The following is an 18315-nucleotide window of genomic DNA, read 5'->3' on the forward strand; positions in this document are numbered from 1 at the left end:
CCGCACGGGCGTCATTCAGCTCACAAGGATTCAGGAGACACACCCATGAAACGAAAACTTCTCAGCATTCTGGTCATGGCGGCAACCGCCCACGTCGGCGCGCAAGTGACCGACGCCATGATTGCCAACGACGCCGCCAGCACCAATGACGTGTTGTCCTGGGGCATGGGCACCCAGGGCCAGCGTTATTCGCCGCTGTCCGACATCAACCCCAAGACCATCAGCCGGCTGGTGCCGGTGTGGTCGATGTCTTTTGGCGGGGAAAAGCAGCGCGGCCAGGAGTCGCAGCCGCTGGTGCACAACGGCAAGATGTTCGTCACGGCGTCGTACTCGCGCATCTTTGCGCTGGACGCCAAGACCGGCGCCAAGCTCTGGAAATACGAGCACCGCCTGCCCGAAGGCATCATGCCCTGCTGCGACGTGGTCAACCGCGGCGCTGCGCTGTATGACAACCTGGTGATCTTCGGCACGCTCGATGCCCAGCTGGTGGCGCTGGACCAGACCACCGGCAAGGTCGTGTGGCGCGAGAAGATCGACGACTATAGCGCCGGCTACAGTTACACCGCCGCGCCGCTGATCGCCGAAGGCCTGTTGATCACCGGCCTGTCGGGCGGCGAGTTCGGCGTGGTCGGCCGTGTCGAGGCGCGCGACCCTAAGACCGGCAAGATGGTCTGGTCACGCCCGGTCGTCGAGGGCCACATGGGCTTCCTGAACGGCAAGGAAAACGGCATCACCGGCACCACCAACGCCAGCTGGCCGGGTGAAACCTGGAAAACCGGCGGCGCCACGCCCTGGCTGGGCGGCACCTACGATGCCAAGACCGGCCTGGCCTATTTCGGCACCGGCAACCCCGGCCCGTGGAACAGCCATGTGCGCAAGGGCGACAACCTGTACTCCACCTCCACCGTGGCCATCGATGTCAAGACCGGCAAGATCGTCTGGAGCTACCAGAGCACGCCCAACGATGCCTGGGACTTCGACGGCGTCAACGAGTTCATCACCTTCGACATGGATGGCAAGCGCATGGGCGCCAAGGCTGACCGCAACGGCTTTTTCTATGTGAATGACGCCACCACCGGCAAGCTGGTGAATGCCTTTCCCTTCGTCAAGAAGATCACCTGGGCCACCAGCATCGACCTGAAGACCGGCCGGCCCAACTTCGTGGCCGAGAACCGTCCCGGCGACCCGAACGCGCCGGGCAACGACGACGCCACCAAGGGGAAGTCCACCTTCACAGCGCCGGGCTTTTTAGGTGGCAAGAACCAGATGCCGATGGCCTACAGCCCCAAGACCGGCCTGTTCTACGTGCCGACCAACGAATGGGGCATGGACATCTGGAACGAGCCGATCACCTACAAAAAGGGCGCCGCCTTCCTGGGCGCGGGTTTCACCATCCGGCCGCTGTTCGAGGACCACATCGGCTCCTTGCGGGCGATCGACCCGAAGACCGGCAAGGTGGCCTGGGAGGTCAAGAACACCGCACCGCTCTGGGGTGGCGTCATGACAACGGCCGACCTGGTGTTCTGGGGAACGCCTGAAGGCTTTTTGAAAGCCGCCGACGCCAAGACCGGCAAGGTCATATGGCAGTTCCAGACCGGCTCGGGCGTGGTGGCGCCACCCATCACCTGGAAGGAAGGCAACGACCAGTACATCAGCGTCGTGTCCGGCTGGGGCGGCGCGGTGCCGCTGTGGGGCGGCGAGGTGGCCAAGAAGGTCAACATGCTTGAACAGGGCGGTTCGGTCTGGACCTTCAAGCTGCTCAAGTAAGCGGCGCTGCCCGGCTCACCGTGGGTGGGCGGGGCTTTCATCACAGGGCGGGCTGGCGCAGGCCGGTTCCGCCTTTTCATTCCACTTTTTCACGATCGGAAGCACTGACATGCGATCCCTCCTGACGCTAGGCGCTGCATTCATCAGCGCCCACTGCATGGCCCAGACCGGCAATGCCAATGACCTGGCCGCCGTGGCGGAACTGGCCAAGGCCAGCGGCTGCTATTCCTGCCATTCGGCCGCTGAAAAAATCGTCGGCCCGGCCTTCAAGGACGTTGCCGCCAAGTACAAGGATGACAAGGACGCCGTGGCCTCGCTGGTGCAATCGATCCAGTACGGCTCCAAGGGCAAGTGGGGCCGCATCCCCATGCCCGCCCATGCGACGCTGGGCAGTGGTGACCTCAAGGCGCTGGCCGGCTGGGTGCTGGCCACCCCCCAGCCATGACGTGTAGATAACGCTTGCAGCCCGCTGGCCACGGTGGCTTCTGCGCCGCGCTGGCGCTGGCCAGTCGGGGCCTGTGCGCGCAGGTCAGCGGGCGCAGCGACTGGCCGCGCCATCCCGCCAGGGGCAAGGTCAAGGTGCGCTGCCGTCTGGGCATGGCTTGTTCCAGATCCATCTGGAAGCAAGCACGAAGCCGCAGACAGTGCGGCAGCACGGCATGCAAGACACGCGGCGAATTCTGCTATTTAATCAATAGCTGCTTGCGCATGCTGGTCATGCGCAAACGGCCTGTTTGATGCTAAAAACCTGTCGCCAGGCTGAATCGGGCTGGCCCGGACTCAGTTTTCCGGGTGCAGTGCGCGCGACGCTGCGTCGGTGCGAAAGATGATCGGTTGCCCGCGCCCGGCCGGTGCCTGCCGCACCAGCTGCACAACCTTGTCATGGTGCGGCGATTTACCGCACACCGGGTCGGCCTGTGCGGCATCGCCGGTGATCTGGAAGGCCTGGCAGCGGCAGCCGCCGAAATCCTTGTGGCGCTCGTCGCAGTCGCGGCACGGCGCCTGCATCCAGGCGTCGCCCCGGTAGGCGTTGAAAGCCTGGCTGCGCGCCCAGATATCAGACAGCGGCTGGTCCTGCACGCGCGGCAGTTGCAGGCCCGGCAGGTTGCGCGCGTTGTGGCAGGGTAAGGCCACGCCATCGGGCGCGATGGCCAGAAACACCGCGCCCCAGCCGTTCATGCAGGCCTTCGGGCGTTCTTCAAAGTAATCGGGCACGACAAACAAAATCCGGCAGCGCGTGCCGAACTCGGCGCGGTAGCGCTGCACCACCGCCTCGGCTTCGATCAATTGCGCATGCGTCGGCATCAGGTGGTCGCGGTTCTTCCAGGCCCAGCCGTAATACTGCGTGTTGGCCAGTTCCAGAAATTCGGCATCGAGGGCCAGCGCCATCTCGATGATCTTGTCCACATGCGGCAAGTTGTGCCGGTGCAGCACGCAGTTCAGCACCATCGGCCAGTCGTGCTGCTTGATCAGGCGCGCCACCCGCTGCTTGAGCTCGAAGGTCTTGGTATGGCTCAGGAAATCGTTGAGTTCGCGGGTCGAGTCCTGGAAAGACAGCTGCACATGGTCCAGCCCCGCGTCCTTCAGCCGGCGGGCGCGGGCTTCGGTCAGGCCGACGCCCGAGGTGATCAGGTTGGTATAAAAGCCCAGATGCCGGGCTTCCTGCACCAGCTCTTCAAGGTCGTCCCTGAGCAGCGGCTCGCCGCCGGAAAACCCCAGCTGCGCCGCGCCCAGCGCACGCGCCTGGCGCATCACATCGACCCACTGCGCGGTTGTCATTTCCTCCTGCAGACTGGCATGCTGCGTCGGGTTGTAGCAAAACACGCAGTGCAGCGGACAGCGGTAGGTCAGCTCGGCCAGCAGCCACAGCGGCGGCGGCACGGCAGCGTCAACCACGCTGGGCAAAACCGCTTCAGACAATCCAGCCACGGCGCATCCCTTCGTGCAGCAGTTCGCGCACCTGCGGCGCAATGCCTTTGGCATTGAACAGGATTTCAAGGTCGGCCACCATGGCGTCGATGCTGCGTTCGCCGTTGCAGCGGCGCAGGATTTCGGCCGAACTGTCGTTGAGCTTGACCATGCCTTCCGGATACAGCAGCACCCAGGCCGACTGCACCTGCTCGTACTGCATGCGGTACCCGCGCGACAGTTTGGGGAATGCCGGCAAGGCCGGCGGCGCTTTGGCGCCAGGCGCGACCGGCGGCATAGGCGAGATAGGCGATGAGGCAACAGCGTTCATGTCAGTCCCTGGCGGGTTGAAGGGTTTGAGGGGATTGAGGGGAGTTGAGGCAGACCCTCTCGATGGTGTCGAGCATGCTCCAGAGGATGTCGAGCTTGAACTGCAAGATGTCCAGCGCCCGGTGCTGGGCCTGGCGGGTGGTGAAGTGCTCCAGCGTGACCTGCAGCCCGTGCGCCACGTCCCGGCCCGCCAGCGGAATGCGGCTCCTGAAGTAATTCAGCCCCTCGGCGTCGATCCACGGATAGTGCGTGGGCCAGCCGGCCAGCCGGTCCTTGTGGATTTGCGGGGCGAACATTTCGGTCAGCGACGAACACACCGCCTCCTGCCAGGGAGCGCTGGCCGCGAAATTCACATAGGCATCGCAGGCAAAACGCACGGCGGGCGCGACGCCCTGCAGCGACCAGAGTTCTTCGCGCGGAATGCCGACGGCTTCGCCCAGGCGCGTCCACGCCTCGATGCCGCCAGCGGCCGAACCGCTGTAGTCGCCATAGCCGTCATGGTCCAGGATGCGCGCTATCCACAGCCGGCGGTGTTCGCGGTCCGGCATGTTCGCCAGGATGGCAGCGTCCTTGCGCGGAATGCAGATCTGGTAGTAAAAGCGGTTTCTGACCCAATGGCGCAGTTCATCAGGGGTGCACTGGCCGCTGTTCATCCGGACATTGAAGGGGTGGTGGATGTGGTAGCCCGCGCCCTGGGCGTGCAGGCGGGCCTCGAACTCTGACCGCGTCCAGGCGGTTGCCGGGTCGCCGGCCGGATCAGGGCGATGGGTTTGCGCTAGTTCCATGAGGTGAGCCTGCCGTCAGAAAATCAGGTCCATGCCGTCCCAGGCGACGTCAATGCCATGCGCGGTCAGCAGCGCGCGTTCGGCGGAATCGTCCTGGAGGATGGGGTTGGTGTTGTTGATGTGGATGAGGATTTTTCGAACGCCCGGCGGGAGCCGGTCAAGCTGGGCCATCATGCCCTGCGGACCGCTTTGCGGCAGGTGGCCCATCTCGGCGGCGCTCTTTGTTGACAAGCCCAGTCGCTGCATTTCATCTTCGGTCCAGAAGGTGCCGTCCACCAGCACAATCTGGCATTGCGCCATCAGCGCCAAGAGATCCGGCGTGACCTCACCCAGGCCGGGCGCATAAAACACGCGCGCGCCGTTGTCGGGGTTTTCAATCACCAGGCCGATGTTGTCGCCCGGACGCGGGCAGTGGCGAAACGGGGAATAAGGCGGCGGCTTGGACGACAGCGCGATGGGCTGCAGCGCCAGGCCGGGCAGTCCGGGCACAGCCTGAAGGTCGGCGTCAAGCTTGAGCGGCAGCGACTGAATGCCGCAGTAATGCGACAGGATGCGGGTGATGGGAAAGCCTTCGCCAATATCAGAAAGCACCTCGGGCGTGGCCAGCAGCGGCAAGGGGCTGGCGCGTTCGCGCAGCATCAGTAACCCGGTGACATGGTCGATCTGCGCGTCCATCAGCAGCACGCAGGCAATGCCGCTGTCGCGCACCGCGCGGGCGGGCTGCAATTCGGGATTCGCGCGAATCTGCGCCAGCACATCGGGCGAGGCATTGACCAGCAGCCAGTCCTGGCCGTTGGCGCTGACGGCAATCGACGACTGGGTACGCGCCTGCGCCCGCAGCGTGCCGCGCCTGAAGCCATCGCAGTTGGGGCAATTGCAGTTCCACTGCGGAAAGCCGCCGCCTGCTGCCGAACCTAGAACGCGTAATTGCATGGGTCGAATTCCGAAAAAAATGAAAACCAGCCAGCGCCAACCGGCGAACGCGACAGGTCGCGCACGCCGGCAGCAGGAATTCCGGCTTAGCGGTTGGCGATGTACATGGTGATTTCGAAACCGAAACGCAGGTCAGTGAAAGAAGGGGCGGTCCATTGCATGGTGAGTCTCCAGTGGTTGGATAAGGGGTGATCACGGACCTGTCACCGCTTTCAGCAGCAACCGGCCCGCCCTGCTGTAATGCAACTTCAATGCCACACCAAACCACCTCCCCTGCCCGCCCGCCCTCGAACACCGAACCGGGCAAGGGCTGGCATTCGCCGCACTTTGTCACCACCGCGCGCGGCGCGCGCATGGCCTACCGCGACTGCGGCGCGCGGGACGGCGAATGCTGGCTGGTGCTGCATGGCGGGCCGGGCGCCTCGTGCCATCCGGGCCTGCTCGCGCCCTTGCAGCTCAGCCGCCAGCGCGCCGTCCTGCCCGACCAGCGCGGCGCCGGCCGTTCACGCCCGGCAGCCCGGCTGGCGGGCAACCACACCGACCAGCTGGTGGCCGACCTGGAGACCTTGCGCCGGCACCTGGGCATAGCACGCTGGGCCTTGCTGGCCGGATCGTGGGGCACCGTGGTGGCCTTGCGCTACGCCCAGGCAAACCCGGACCGGGTCACGCGGCTGGTGCTGCGCGGTGCCTTTGCGCTCAGGCGGCGGGAAATTTTCGGCCTGCTCCACCCCGATGCCCGGCGCGACCGCGCGGTGTCGCGCAACCCCCACTGGCCGCGCGCGCCCTACAGCGGCGACGCACGGGTGCTGGCCCGGCTGGAGCAGGTGCTGCAATCTGGAACACCCGGTGTTGCAGCACGGCACGTTGTACGTTGCTGGAATTTGCTGGAACAGCGCTCGGCGCTGCGCGGCCTGTGGCGCAGCCTGGTCCACTCGGCCGCCTTGGAACATGCCCTGGCTGGCGAACCCCGACAGCGCGCCCATGCGTACCGCCGCGCCTGGGCGCAGCTCAGGCGCCAGCAGCGGCTCAGCCTGGCCAATCTGCGCCAGCCGCGCACCAGCCGCACGGACCGAAGTGGCTGGAAAAAATTCCGGATTCAGGGCCATTACCTCAGGCACCAGGGCTTTGTGCCCCCGGGCGGGCTGGACAGCGCCGCACGCAGCCTGGCGCTGCGGGGGATTCCGAGCGACTGGGTGCATGGCCGCTTCGACGCGGTCTGTCCGCCGGCCAACAGCCGCCGCTGGGTGGAAATACAGGAAGCGCTGCGAAGCGGACTGGCCAGAGCGCACGGGCCACTGGCAGGCCATCTGGCCAGCGAGCCGGGCGTGCGCGACACGCTGGCGAAGGTGGTCCGCCAGCCCCGGACGGGCGCTTGAGGCGTGCGTGTCGTGGAAACGGCCGGAGCCGGGTTAAGCAACCTTCATTTCAGGCAGCCGACACCTTTTTACGCATCAAAAATGCTTTTTGCGCAGTTCCAGCTTGCGTCGGCAGCTATTATTTCAGTAGCTGAAATGTTCCGGTTCCTTGACCGCTTTGAGGGAATAGCCGTGTAATTTTGCGCTGACCACCGTCCTGGCAGCGCAGGGTGGCGACGGGCCATCAGTTCCAGACATCCGGCGGCAACTGGTCTTTCTTGCGGTAGATGGTGTTGCGCGAAACCCCCAGCGCCTTGGCCGCCGCCGACACGTTGCCCTGGTGCTGGCGAAGCATCTGGGCCATGGCGGACAGGGCGACATCCTGCAGGCTGTGGCCGGCGGCTTCACAGACCGGACGGCCGGGCGCTGCAGCAGCCAGCGGCTCCGCCCCGGTGATGGCGGCAGTCGGCTGCGGCAGCGTCTGGCCGGCAGGATGCTGGCCCATTTCCTCAAGAAAGTCGTCGGGCAGGTGGATGCGCTCGATCAGGCCCTCGCAGCCGACCATGACCACGGCGGTGCGCAACAGGTTGTGCAACTGGCGGAAGTTGCCGGGCCAGTGGTAGGCGCGGAACATGGCCTGCACGTCGGCCGACAGCCCGATCTTCGGGCTCTTGTCGCACAGGCTGCCAATGATCTTGGTGACCACCAGGTCGAAATCGCTGCGCTCGCGCAGCGCCGGCAGGCGCACCACCAGGCCGTTCAGCCGGTAGTACAGGTCTTCCCGGAACTCGCCGCGCGCGATCATGTCCTTGAGGCTTTTGTTGGTGGCGCACACGATGGCGATATCGACTTCAATTTCCTTGCCGGCGCCCAGCGGGCTGACGCGGCGGTCCTGCAGCACGCGCAGCAGACGCGCCTGCAGATGCTTGGGCATGTCGCCTATCTCATCGAGAAACAGCGTGCCGCCGTTGGCCTGCTGGATTTTGCCGGCCGCGCCTTTCTTGCGCGCGCCGGTGAAGGCGCCGTCCTCGTAGCCAAACAGCTCGGACTCGATCAGGGTCTCGGGAATGGACGCGCAATTGACCGACACAAAGGGCTTGGCGGCGCGGTCGGAGTCGCCGTGGATGGCCTGCGCCATCAGGTCCTTGCCGGTGCCGGTTTCGCCCAGGATCATGATCGGAATGTCACGGCCGCGCACCATGCGAAGCTTGCTGATCACCGCCGAAACCTGCGCGTCGCCAGTGTCAAGATAGCGCAGCGTGGACAACTGGTGCCTGCGCGCCGAAGCGGCCTGGCTGATGCCCTGGCCGGCCGGCAGGCTGTCCACGGCATCGGGCGCCGGCCCTGCGTCATGGCCCGCGAACCATTGCATGCCCTGCTTGATCTTGACCCGGCAGGACACCGTCACCCCGTTGTGCAGGCACAGCGAATGCAGCCGGGGAATGCCGCCCCGGCAGAGTTCGTAAAGATGCGACATGGCAATGCCGAACAGCGACGAAAAAGTATGCACCTTCAGCGCGTTGTGGGGCAAGCCCAGCTGGAACTGCGCGCTGCGGTTGGCCGACAGGAAGCGCCCGTCTGGGGAAAACACCACGATGCCCTCGACCAGGGTGCCAATGAACTCGGGACGGCTGTGGAAATGGATGCGCACGGCCTTGGGAAAGATGTCGGCGAACATGTGGTTTTCGACCATCTGCGCCGACATGCGCACCAGGGCCATGGTGTGCTGGTGCACGCTGCGGTGGTCGCCGCTCACGTCCAGCGCCCCGATCAGCTGGCCGTAGGGGTCCATGATGGGCGCGCACGAGCAGGTCAGGAACTTGTTGGCGTTCATGTAATGCTCGCCGCCGTGAACCATGATGGCCTGCTCCTCGCGCAGCGCGGTGCCAATCGCATTCGTGCCCTTGCTGTCTTCGGACCAGTCCACGCCGGGCGTCAGCGCCACCTGCGAGGCCTTCTCCAGAAAGTCGCTGTCGCCCAGCGTATGCAGCACCACGCCCCTGGCCGAGGTCAGCAGCACCATGCTGTGGGTGTTGGCAATCTGCTCGTACAGCGTTTCCATGGCCGGCGCGGCATGCAGCAGCAAAAACCGGTTTTCTTCCATCGTCTGGGCCAGCACAACTTGGGCGGGCGGAGAAAAATCGGGCTGGTCGGAACTGGCAATGCCGAAGGACTGCGAACGCTGGTGCGACGCCTCAATCAGCGCGCGCTTTTTGTCGTCTTCGCTTTCGGAGCCGGGTGGAGTGCCTGTGCGGGAAGGTAAATAGCTGGCAGCCGGGATGCTCATCATCCGCTCCTTGAGTTACGTGTGCGACCTGGGCAAACCATGGCGCAAGGTCTTTCGGTGTCGTTGCCTTGCATTCGGCCTGACCGGTATTTTTACGCAGGGCCGAACGCTTGGGCTACCGCATTCTGGAGCATGTCACAAGGGGTTCACAACGGCATAAACCCTTGATCAGAAAGGATTTATTGCCTTTTTTCAGCGCTTGGACCAGCGGCAAATTTGTTCCAAATTGACACACCTGGCGACACAACCCTTGCCTCAGCCGCTTGCCTCGAAAGCCCTTTGCAGAGTCACTTCACTGGCAAGCCGGGCCGTGCAGGGGGGTGCCGAAAGTGCTGGCTTGCTTATTGCTGATAGGGGCCATCACGCATCAACTGGAGCAGATTTCAATGAAAGCCTTTTCATCTTCACTTCTCAAGCGGTCCGGCATGGCGGTGTTCATTTCGGCCGCGCTCTGGACCGGCGCGGCCATGGCCCATGGCGATGTGGTGCCGCAGTCGGTGGACACGCACACGCTGCCCCAGCTCGGCGACAAATGGCGCGACGCCAACCCCTACAGCACCGGCCCGGCCAACAAGGAAGCGCTGCGCATCGGCACGTCGGCCTACAACCAGAACTGCGCGCGCTGCCACGGACTGCAGGCGATTTCAGGCGGCATGTCGCCCGACCTGCGCAAGCTCGACAGCGAATGCACGGGCATGGCCGACGCGGCCAAAAAATCTGCCTGCTTCAAGGAAATGGATGATTTTTTCATCTCCACCGTGCGGCGCGGCCGCACGCGCGACGGCCGCGTTTACATGCCGCCGTTTGAAGGCACGCTGACCCAGGAAGCCATCTGGTCCATCCGCACCTACCTGGAAACACGGCGCGAGCCTTGAGGCCCGCACAGCAGCCTGAAGCCTGCCGACAGGCGCGCGCCGCAACCGGCCCCGGCGAATCCCGCCCAGTTTTCAATTGACCCAAGGCAAGCCCACACCATGACTTCTTCGAATCCCGACGTTTGCCTGGACCCCCGCCGCGACGGCCTGCCGGCACGCGGACTTGACCGCCGGCGCAGCCTGGCGTTCCTGCTGTCGCTGGGGCTGCCGCTGGCGCAGGCGCAGACCGAGTTGACCGACCTGGCGCGCATTCGCGCCAGCGGTGTGCTGAAGGTTGCCGTCTACAAGGACAACGCGCCATTTTCAGACGGCCCCACCGACAACATGCAAGGGCTGGACATTGACCTGGCCGGCGCCTTGGCCCGGCAGCTGCAACTCAAGCTGGCCCTGCTGCCCTTCGACGCGGGCGAACGCATGAACGACGACCTGCGCAACATGGTCTGGCGCGGCCACTACCTGGGCTACGGGCCGGCCGACATCATGCTGCATGTGCCGGTGGACAAGTACCTGATGCAGGAAAACCGGCAGGCGCTGATCTTTGCGCCCTACATGCGCCAGGTGCAGGTGCTGCTGCATGACACGCGCACGCTGCCCCAGGTCACGGGGCCGGATGACCTGAAAGGCCACAAGCTGGCCGTCGAGCGCGGCACCGGCATGGCCAGCGTGCTGATGGGCCAGCAAAACGGCATGCTGCAAACGCAGGTCAGTCTTTACCCCTCGGGCGTCGAGGCGGCCCAGGCCGTTATCAAAGGGCAGGCGGCCGCCGCCTATGTGCTGCGCTCGCAGGCCGAAGCCGCACTGGCCGGGGCCCAGCCCCGTCCGGCGCACCTGGCGCTGACCAGCCTGCCGCTCGAAGGCGTCCCTGAAAACGGCTGGCCGCTCGGGCTGGCCATCAAGGCAGCCAACAAGGACCTGGGCCAGGCGCTCGAAGTGGCCTTCAGGGAATTGCGCAGCAATGGCGAACTGCTGGCCATGTTCCAGAAGCGTGGCATGACGTTGACGGCGCCCTGAAACCCTGCGCTGCGTCACGCCGGTGCTGCGGTCCGCCGCACCGGCTTTGCTTTTTTCGTATCACAACGCTTGCGCCCCGGATGACGCCGCATCCTGCCTTTCGAGTTCTTCCAGCTCCGCTTCGGTGAACACCCGTGAACGCGTGTGGAAGGCCTTGCCCTCGGGGCCTTCCAGCGAGAACGTGCCGCCATGCCCGTCGATGACGTCGATGATCAGCTGCGTGTGCTTCCAGTAGGCGTACTGCGACTTGCCGATGTAAAAACGCGCACCGCCGATCTCGCCCAGAAAAACATCGCCCGCGCCCATCGTGATCTCGCCCGGCAAATAGCAATTGGCCGCGCTGTTGTCGCAGCAGCCACCGGACTGGTGGAACATGACGGTGCCGTGTTTCGCCTGGAGCTGCTCCACCAGTTCGAGCGCCGCCGGGGTGGCAATGACTTTTTCAACCATGTCGGTCTCCAGATAAAACGCCATGAAATGCAAAAAGGGACGGTTTCCCGTCCCCGTGAATGCTGCGCGGCCTTGGGCCGGCCGGTCACCGGCAGGTCAGAAGAAGCCGAGCTTTTGCTCGCTGTAGCTGACCAGCAGATTCTTGGTCTGCTGGTAGTGGCCCAGCATCATCTTGTGGTTTTCGCGGCCCAGGCCCGATTCCTTGTAGCCGCCAAAAGCCGCATGCGCCGGGTAAGCGTGGTAGCAGTTGGTCCAGACGCGGCCGGCCTTGATGGCGCGACCCATGCGGTAAGCGACGTTGCCGTTGCGGCTCCACACACCGGCACCCAGTCCGTAGAGCGTGTCGTTGGCAATCGCCAGGGCGTCGGCCTCGTCCTTGAAGGTGGTCACAGCCAGCACGGGGCCGAAGATTTCTTCCTGGAAGATGCGCATCTTGTTGTGGCCCTTGAACAGCGTCGGCTTGACGTAGTAGCCGCCTTCGTAGTCAGGGCCGAGGTCGGCCTGCTCGCCGCCGATCAGCACCTCTGCGCCCTCCTGGCGACCCAGTTCGAGGTAGGACATGATCTTGGTGAGTTGCTCTTTGGACGCCTGCGCGCCCATCATGGTGTCGGTGTCCAGCGGGTTGCCCATCTTGATGGCAGCAACGCGCTTGAGCACGCGCTCCATGAAAGCGTCGTAGATCGATTCCTGGATCAGCGCACGCGACGGGGCGGTGCAGACCTCGCCCTGGTTGAAGGCAAACAGCACCAGGCCTTCGATGGCCTTGTCCAGGAAACTGTCGTCCTTGTCCATCACATCGGCAAAAAAGACGTTGGGCGACTTGCCGCCAAGTTCCAGCGTGGCCGGAATCAGGTTGTTGGCCGCCGCCTGGGCAATCACGCGGCCGGTCGAGGTGGAGCCGGTGAAGGCGATCTTGGCGATGCGCTTGCTGGTGGCCAGCGGCATGCCGGCTTCGCGGCCGTAGCCGTTGACGATGTTGAGCACGCCGGCGGGCAGCAGGTCGGCAATCAGTTCGGCCACGATCAAAATACTGATGGGCGTGGATTCGGCGGGCTTGAGCACCACGCAGTTGCCGGCGGCCAGCGCCGGGGCCAGTTTCCAGGCGGCCATCAATATCGGGAAGTTCCAGGGAATGATCTGGCCGACAACGCCCAGCGGCTCGTACAGGTGGTAGGCGACAGTGTTTTCGTCGATCTCGCTGATGCTGCCTTCCTGCGCGCGGATGCAGCCGGCGAAATAGCGGAAGTGGTCAATGGCCAGCGGAATGTCGGCGTTCAGCGTTTCGCGGATCGGCTTGCCGTTGTCCACGGTTTCGGCCCAGGCCAGCAGTTCGAGGTTGGCTTCCAGGCGGTCGGCGACCTTGAGCAGCACATTGGAGCGCTCGCCTGCGGAGGTGCGGCCCCACTTGTCGGCTGCTGCGTGGGCGGCGTCGAGTGCGCTTTCGATGTCCTCGGCGGTGGAACGCGCTACCTGCGTGTACGGCTTGCCGTTGACGGGGCTGATCACGTCAAAGTATTGGCCCTTGGCCGGTGCAAGCCACTCGCCGCCGATGAAGTTGTCGTACCGGGCTTTGTAGGTGTGAAGGGCGTCCGTGGCGCCGGGTGCTGCGTAGATCATGGGTCTCCTTAGGGGGTCAATGGCGGGGTGTTTTCCCTTGCGGGTACTGCATCAGTATCAAGGAACGTGCCAGCAGGGCGAAAGCGGAAAAACCCGTGTTTTTCGCGCGTTTCCGGGTCATTTTGCGGAGGTCCTGACGCGATGCATCCGCCATGCAGCGCAATAGCCGGCCCGGGCATCACGGCGCGCACGGTATCGGAGTGTTTGATACTCCTGAATTCATAGCTGCTTGTGCATACCAGGCTTGCGCCAAAGGCCTGTTTGATGCTGAAAACAGTATGTACGGGCCAAAGTCAATATGCCCCGGTGCTGCTGGCGCTGCTGGTGCTGCAACTGCCGGCTTCATGCGCCATGCAACGCTCCGCCCTGAAACACCTGTGACAAAAAAGAGCAATCCTTTTGCCAACGCCAGGCCTGCCGGGCTGCAGTCGGCGCGCCAGGTTGCGACTGGCATGGCTTTTGCTGAAACCGGCGTGCCCACATATTGCCGGGCAATCCCAAATGACCGGAAACATCGTGATGAACAAAAACCTGCCCGCCCTCGCCGTTCTGGCCCTGATTTCAGGCGCCGCCGCTGCCCAGAGCGCCGTGGTGCTGTATGGCAACGTTGACCTGGGCCTGCTGACGCAGAACCACAGCCCGGCGGGCGGCTCCTCGACCAGCATCGCCAACGGCGGCATCTCGCCCAGCATCTGGGGCTTTCGCGGCTCGGAAGACCTGGGCGGCGGGCTGAAAGCCAATTTCAACCTGGAAGGACACTTTGCCGCGGACACCGGCGCGGCGGGCGGCAATGGAACCACGGGAGCTGCGGCCCTGTTTCGCCGCCAGTCCAATGTGGGCTTGTCGTCTGCCGACCTGGGCACGCTCACCCTGGGCAACCAGTACAGCCCGGCCATCCTGGCATTCGCTGCGACAGACCCGCGCGGCCTGCGTGAAAACTTCTCCGGCCTTTACCCCTGGGCCTACAACTCGGGCGTCGTTGCCCCGGGCCTGAGCGCGGCAATCCTGCCGAACCAGAACAACGACGTCGGCGTGTTCCTGCAAAACGCCATCACCTACAGCCACAAATTTGGCCCGGTCGGCATTGCGGGTGGCTACAGTGTCTCGGAAGGCAAAGGCGCTGTGTATTCCCTGGGCGTCACTTACGCAGGTCCGCTGTCTTTGTCGGCTGCCTACCAGTCCAACAACAAGCCCAACACGTCTGACCGGCTGAGCAGCATCTACACCGTCGGTGCCGGCTACACCCTCGGCGACTTCACTGGCAAGCTGAACTATCTGCGTGGCGACAACAAAAATGCCGCCACGCTTGCCGATGCCAGCAAGGTGAATGTGGTCGGTGCAGGCCTGGACTGGAAGACGGCGGCCAACAACACCGTGATGGGTGCCGTCTATTTCGGCAAGAACAAGACCAACGGCCAGGACAAGACCACGACGCTGATCCTGAGCGATGAATACGCCCTGTCCAAGCGCACCACGCTGTATGGAACCTTTGTCTATGCCGACGCCAAGGCAGGCGCCACGCTGCTGACGACCGTGGTGGCAGGCGGCACGGCGGCCAATGTCGGCACCAGCCTGTTCAACGTGGGCGTCAGGCACTCGTTCTGATCGGCCAGCAGGCCTTTCAGCCCCGGCATTCCTGCAAGGAAATGCCGGGGCCTGCCTGACAAAGCGCTCAGGCGGCCCGGAATTGCAGGCCCGGCGTGGCCTGCCAGTTGCCCTGCTTGTCCACCACCAGCACATCGACACTCCATGCGCGGGCGAGTCGAAGCGCCTTTTCGCGTCCGGCAACGAACATCACCTTGGTGAGCGCATCGGCCAGCGCGCAACTGGGTGCCGCCACGGCGACACACGACAGTTCGGCAGGCGAATAACCGGTGTGCGGATTGAAGATGTGGTGGTGCTGGTGGTCGGGGCTGAAACTGCATTCGTTGTCAGCAGACACTGCCACGCCCCGGCCGTCCAGCGCCAGACGGCTGATCAGCGCCTGCGCATCGCGCGGGTCCTGCAGCCCCAGCAGCCAGGGCTGGTGATGGCTTGAATCACCCAATGACGTCCACTCGCCGGCATTGACCAGCGCATGCGCAATGCCGCTGGCCTGCAATCGGCTGCGCACCAGGTCAGCGGCAAAGCCCTGGGCAATGCCGTTCAGCGTCACGCCCATGCCAGGGCGGCCCAGGCGAATGGCGTCGTGTGACACCGACAGATGCGTCCAGCCGACCGCAGCCCGGGCGGCAGTCACCGCCTCGGGCGACGGCAACGCCTGGCGGCTGGCTGCCTGTTCAAACACCTGCCACAGTGGCTGGACAGTGACATCAAACGCGCCCTGGCTGCGCGCCGACACACTTTGCGCCAGCTGCAGGATAGCCACCAGATCGGGGTGCGGCCGCAACAGCACGCCCTCGCGGTTCAGTCGGCTGAGCGCGCTATCGTGGTCGAACAGGCTCATCTGCGCCTCCACATGGCGGATGGTTTCGACCGCCGCGTCCAGCGCCCGCTCGGCGTGGCGGCTGTCGGTATGCGCCACGCGCACGGACAGCATCGTGCCGAAGCCGAGCAGCATGCGGTCGCGCCACTGCAGCGCGTCGGCGCCATGAACGGCATCGGCTGCGCCTGCCATCAGCCAGCCGGAAGCAGCCAGGCCGGCTGCGCCCATGCCCAGGCTGGCGCGCAGGAAATTGCGGCGTTTCATGGCGTGTCCTTGGCAAGTTTTGCAGCAGGGCTGCCGGCCAGCACAATCGGGATGCGCACCTGACCCGACGCATGGCGGTTTTTCAGGATCAGCGGCACGCACAACTCCTCGTTGGTGTAAATCGCCACGCAGTCAAGGCATTGAAAGCATTCGTCGTAGTCGATCTTTCCCGGTTTTTCGATGGCCTGATAAGCACAGTCACTGCGGCAGCGCTGGCAGGGCTGGCCGCATTCGGCGCGCCGGGCAATCCAGTCAAAGCGGCGCAGCCGGCCCAGCACCACCATGCCGGCACCCAGCGGGCACAGGTAGCGGCAGTAGCCTTTGTAGAAAAAAGCGCTGAAAACCACCAGGCCGCCGGCCCACGCCACGAACGGCCAGGAGCGCTGGAACAGCAAGGTGATGCTGGTCTTGAACGGCTCCACCTCGACCAGCCGGTCGGTCCAGCCAACCGAAAAGCAGGCCGTCAGCACGATGGCACTGAGCACCCCGTACTTGAGCTTCTTGAGCTGGGCATCGACCCGGTCCGGAATGCGCACCTGGCGCACGCCCAGCGCATTGGCCGCCTTGCTGACCAGTTCCTGCAGCGCGCCAAAAGGGCACAGCCAGCCGCAAAAGGTGCCCCGGCCCCAGGCCACGGCACTGAGAATGACCGCGCCCCAGAGCACCACCGTCATCGGGTCGTACATGAAAAAACTCAGACTGCGGCCGGCCAGCAGCGCCTGGACCAGCGCCGTGATGTTGACCACCGACAGCTGGCCCTGCGCGTACCAGCCAATGAAGCCGAGCGTGAACAGCAGGTATGCGGTGCGAAACAGGGCCAGCCGGCGCTTGCTGCGGGACACCCAGTTGGGCCGGGCCAGCACCCAGGCCAGCAGCGCCAGGCCGCCGAGCAGCACCATCAGTTCAGTTCTGCGGGCGCGCCAGATCGGCGGCCACGACTTGTCGTCGGCGCTGGGCGCCTCGAAATAGCGGGCCGGCAGCGCCGTGTCAAAGGCGAAATCCTTGCTGACGCGCTCCGGGTAAATCATGCCTTTGCTGCGCGTCACGCGCAGCTTGAAGTCCAGCGCCTGCGCCGGGTCCAGCCCGGCCGGCGCATTCACCCGGAACACGCGCCACTCTGCGCCCTGCAGCGCGGCGGGCAGCAGCAGCCGGGCGTCCAGGTCCAGGTCGCGCAGTTCCAGCGGCAGGCCTTCCTGCTGCAATGTCAGCCGGTCGGGCACCGAGCCGCGAATGAAGTCGTCGCCGACAAAAGAATAGCGGCCCTGGCCGACCACCAGCAGCGCATGGTCGCCCGGGTCCAGCCGCCCCTGCAGCACCTTCCAGCCCTCGGGCGTGAGCAGGTTGCGGCCCACGGCCGGAACGCTCAGGTAGGCGGCATGCAGGGCGATGAAGTCGTCAGCCGGTGCCTGGCTGGCTTCGCGGTCCTGCCCCGCGCCCACCGTGCCGGCAAAGGCCTGCTCGATGTCACGGTTGCTCAAGGTTTTGCCGGACACCAGGCCGGCCCCGGCCAGCGCCTTCCAGTCCATGGGCGCATAAACCTCGGGCCGGATGCGCGCCACCCGCTCAGGGTCGCGGCCCTGGGCATAGCCCATTTTGGCCCGCGCCACCTTCAGCGATGCGGCCAGCAGGCTCTGGTTCAGGATGCGCACCGACGCCGTCGCCTTGGCCACCCCGTCAAGGTAGACATTGGCACTGCCGGCTTTTCCCTGGCTGTTGAGGTTGGAGCCGATCTTGATGCTCTGCATCAGCGATACGCCCTTGTACTGTTCGACAAAGCGCCGCATCGGCTCCTCGCCCAGCCCTTCCAGGAACACCGGCTCGTGGTGCGACAGCACGCGCACGCTCGTGAAGAGGCCCTTGGCATCGAGCGTGATCAGCAGATTGAAAGGCGTGCCGGAAAAGCCGGGAATCGGCGCCATGTCGATCGACTCGAACACATAGGCCACGATGGGCGTGGCGGTGCCGTCCTGCTTGAAGATCGGCCAGACCGGCAGCTCGCCGTCCTTTTCGCCCACGATGAGCGGCGGCGGAAACGCCTTGAGCATGGCGTCCCGCGTCATCGTTCCGGCCTGTGCGGGCAGGCCGGCGCACAGCGTGAAAAACAGCACGGCGATGGCCGATGCGGCATGCGCCCCAAGCCGGGCCAGCCTGCAAATAAATGGCGCCATCAGGACTTGCCCCGCACGGCGCCGCCTGCGAATTGCGCGGATTGACAGAATTTTGAGGTCTCCTTTTTCCCCTGGTCGCAGCGTGCGTGGCTAGCCGGTGCCGAGGGTTTGCCGTGCATGAAGGCAAAACGCATGCCACC

The 18315-nt window shown here is 64.7% G+C and carries 16 protein-coding genes; 6 read left to right on the top strand and 10 right to left on the bottom strand.

Translation table 11 applies throughout. The features are described from left to right. The first annotated feature begins 45 nt into the window (after positions 1–45). Together GZ092_RS19495 and GZ092_RS19500 are read left to right on the top strand one after the other, a co-directional pair. Positions 46–1767, top strand: a complete 1722-nt coding sequence (locus GZ092_RS19495) for a PQQ-dependent methanol/ethanol family dehydrogenase (RefSeq protein WP_293638811.1) — start codon at positions 46–48, stop codon at positions 1765–1767. 109 nt (positions 1768–1876) lie between these two features. After that, positions 1877–2212: a c-type cytochrome gene (locus tag GZ092_RS19500; protein WP_293638813.1), complete on the top strand. Its 336-nt coding sequence runs from the start codon at positions 1877–1879 to the stop codon at positions 2210–2212. 335 nt (positions 2213–2547) lie between these two features. Here GZ092_RS19500 and pqqE read toward each other — a convergent pair whose 3' ends face one another. The 5 genes from pqqE to pqqA all read right to left on the bottom strand — a co-directional run bounded on the left by pqqE (position 2548) and on the right by pqqA (position 5884). Beyond that, positions 2548–3696, bottom strand: a complete 1149-nt coding sequence (pqqE, locus tag GZ092_RS19505) for a pyrroloquinoline quinone biosynthesis protein PqqE (protein ID WP_293638815.1) — start codon at positions 3694–3696, stop codon at positions 2548–2550. Beyond that, on the bottom strand, positions 3680–3898 hold the full coding sequence (pqqD, locus tag GZ092_RS19510; protein ID WP_293638845.1) for a pyrroloquinoline quinone biosynthesis peptide chaperone PqqD: 219 nt from the start codon (positions 3896–3898) through the stop codon (positions 3680–3682). Before pqqD ends, pqqE begins: the two co-directional genes overlap by 17 nt. A gap of 109 nt (positions 3899–4007) precedes the next feature. Then, the gene (pqqC, locus tag GZ092_RS19515) at positions 4008–4790 is read right to left on the bottom strand and encodes a pyrroloquinoline-quinone synthase PqqC (protein ID WP_293638817.1); all 783 of its coding nucleotides are present in this window, start codon (positions 4788–4790) and stop codon (positions 4008–4010) included. Between the two features lie 15 nt (positions 4791–4805). After that, entirely contained in the window at positions 4806–5723 is a 918-nt protein-coding gene (pqqB, locus tag GZ092_RS19520) for a pyrroloquinoline quinone biosynthesis protein PqqB (RefSeq protein WP_293638819.1), read from the bottom strand. Between the two features lie 86 nt (positions 5724–5809). Next, entirely contained in the window at positions 5810–5884 is a 75-nt protein-coding gene (pqqA, locus tag GZ092_RS19525; protein ID WP_084181563.1) for a pyrroloquinoline quinone precursor peptide PqqA, read from the bottom strand. Between the two features lie 90 nt (positions 5885–5974). Between pqqA and GZ092_RS19530 the strand changes: the two genes are divergently transcribed. Continuing rightward, positions 5975–7099: an alpha/beta fold hydrolase gene (locus tag GZ092_RS19530; RefSeq protein WP_293638821.1), complete on the top strand. Its 1125-nt coding sequence runs from the start codon at positions 5975–5977 to the stop codon at positions 7097–7099. A 223-nt stretch (positions 7100–7322) separates the two neighbouring features. On the opposite strand, the gene GZ092_RS19535 is transcribed toward GZ092_RS19530, so the two are convergent. Beyond that, the gene (locus GZ092_RS19535) at positions 7323–9365 is read right to left on the bottom strand and encodes a sigma-54-dependent Fis family transcriptional regulator (protein ID WP_293638823.1); all 2043 of its coding nucleotides are present in this window, start codon (positions 9363–9365) and stop codon (positions 7323–7325) included. A 425-nt stretch (positions 9366–9790) separates the two neighbouring features. Between GZ092_RS19535 and pedF the strand changes: the two genes are divergently transcribed. Further along, positions 9791–10240, top strand: a complete 450-nt coding sequence (gene pedF / locus GZ092_RS19540; RefSeq protein WP_293638846.1) for a cytochrome c-550 PedF — start codon at positions 9791–9793, stop codon at positions 10238–10240. A 99-nt stretch (positions 10241–10339) separates the two neighbouring features. Then, positions 10340–11251: a transporter substrate-binding domain-containing protein gene (locus GZ092_RS19545; RefSeq protein WP_293638825.1), complete on the top strand. Its 912-nt coding sequence runs from the start codon at positions 10340–10342 to the stop codon at positions 11249–11251. Positions 11252–11311: 60 nt separating this feature from the next. Here the strand turns inward: GZ092_RS19545 and GZ092_RS19550 are convergent, their stop codons facing one another. Further along, positions 11312–11701: a DUF779 domain-containing protein gene (locus GZ092_RS19550; RefSeq protein WP_293638827.1), complete on the bottom strand. Its 390-nt coding sequence runs from the start codon at positions 11699–11701 to the stop codon at positions 11312–11314. A 96-nt stretch (positions 11702–11797) separates the two neighbouring features. Next, positions 11798–13318 (bottom strand): aldehyde dehydrogenase family protein, encoded by a 1521-nt coding sequence (locus GZ092_RS19555; protein ID WP_293638828.1) that lies wholly within the window; start codon positions 13316–13318, stop codon positions 11798–11800. Between the two features lie 519 nt (positions 13319–13837). Between GZ092_RS19555 and GZ092_RS19560 the strand changes: the two genes are divergently transcribed. After that, positions 13838–14923 (top strand): porin, encoded by a 1086-nt coding sequence (locus tag GZ092_RS19560; protein WP_293638829.1) that lies wholly within the window; start codon positions 13838–13840, stop codon positions 14921–14923. 67 nt (positions 14924–14990) lie between these two features. On the opposite strand, the gene GZ092_RS19565 is transcribed toward GZ092_RS19560, so the two are convergent. Continuing rightward, positions 14991–16007 (bottom strand): FAD:protein FMN transferase, encoded by a 1017-nt coding sequence (locus tag GZ092_RS19565; RefSeq protein WP_293638830.1) that lies wholly within the window; start codon positions 16005–16007, stop codon positions 14991–14993. After that, positions 16004–18175: a 4Fe-4S binding protein gene (locus GZ092_RS19570; RefSeq protein WP_293638831.1), complete on the bottom strand. Its 2172-nt coding sequence runs from the start codon at positions 18173–18175 to the stop codon at positions 16004–16006. The genes GZ092_RS19565 and GZ092_RS19570 overlap by 4 nt, the downstream gene beginning before the upstream one ends. Positions 18176–18315: the final 140 nt, after the last annotated feature.

The sequence above is a fragment of the Polaromonas sp. genome (assembly GCF_010365105.1).
In the GTDB taxonomy this organism is placed as follows: Bacteria; Pseudomonadota; Gammaproteobacteria; order Burkholderiales; family Burkholderiaceae_C; genus Polaromonas.

Bases quoted from the DNA above. Each gene is read 5' to 3' on its own strand.
- GZ092_RS19565 (WP_293638830.1), bottom strand. From the start codon at position 16,007: ATGAAACGCCGCAATTTCCTGCGCGCCAGCCTGGGCATGGGCGCAGCC.
- pqqD (WP_293638845.1), bottom strand. From the start codon at position 3,898: ATGCAGTACGAGCAGGTGCAGTCGGCCTGGGTGCTGCTGTATCCGGAA.
- GZ092_RS19555 (WP_293638828.1), bottom strand. From the start codon at position 13,318: ATGATCTACGCAGCACCCGGCGCCACGGACGCCCTTCACACCTACAAA.
- GZ092_RS19560 (WP_293638829.1), top strand. From the start codon at position 13,838: ATGAACAAAAACCTGCCCGCCCTCGCCGTTCTGGCCCTGATTTCAGGC.
- GZ092_RS19550 (WP_293638827.1), bottom strand. From the start codon at position 11,701: ATGGTTGAAAAAGTCATTGCCACCCCGGCGGCGCTCGAACTGGTGGAG.
- GZ092_RS19530 (WP_293638821.1), top strand. From the start codon at position 5,975: ATGCCACACCAAACCACCTCCCCTGCCCGCCCGCCCTCGAACACCGAA.
- GZ092_RS19495 (WP_293638811.1), top strand. From the start codon at position 46: ATGAAACGAAAACTTCTCAGCATTCTGGTCATGGCGGCAACCGCCCAC.
- pqqB (WP_293638819.1), bottom strand. From the start codon at position 5,723: ATGCAATTACGCGTTCTAGGTTCGGCAGCAGGCGGCGGCTTTCCGCAG.
- pqqC (WP_293638817.1), bottom strand. From the start codon at position 4,790: ATGGAACTAGCGCAAACCCATCGCCCTGATCCGGCCGGCGACCCGGCA.
- GZ092_RS19500 (WP_293638813.1), top strand. From the start codon at position 1,877: ATGCGATCCCTCCTGACGCTAGGCGCTGCATTCATCAGCGCCCACTGC.
- GZ092_RS19545 (WP_293638825.1), top strand. From the start codon at position 10,340: ATGACTTCTTCGAATCCCGACGTTTGCCTGGACCCCCGCCGCGACGGC.
- GZ092_RS19535 (WP_293638823.1), bottom strand. From the start codon at position 9,365: ATGAGCATCCCGGCTGCCAGCTATTTACCTTCCCGCACAGGCACTCCA.
- pedF (WP_293638846.1), top strand. From the start codon at position 9,791: ATGGCGGTGTTCATTTCGGCCGCGCTCTGGACCGGCGCGGCCATGGCC.
- GZ092_RS19570 (WP_293638831.1), bottom strand. From the start codon at position 18,175: ATGGCGCCATTTATTTGCAGGCTGGCCCGGCTTGGGGCGCATGCCGCA.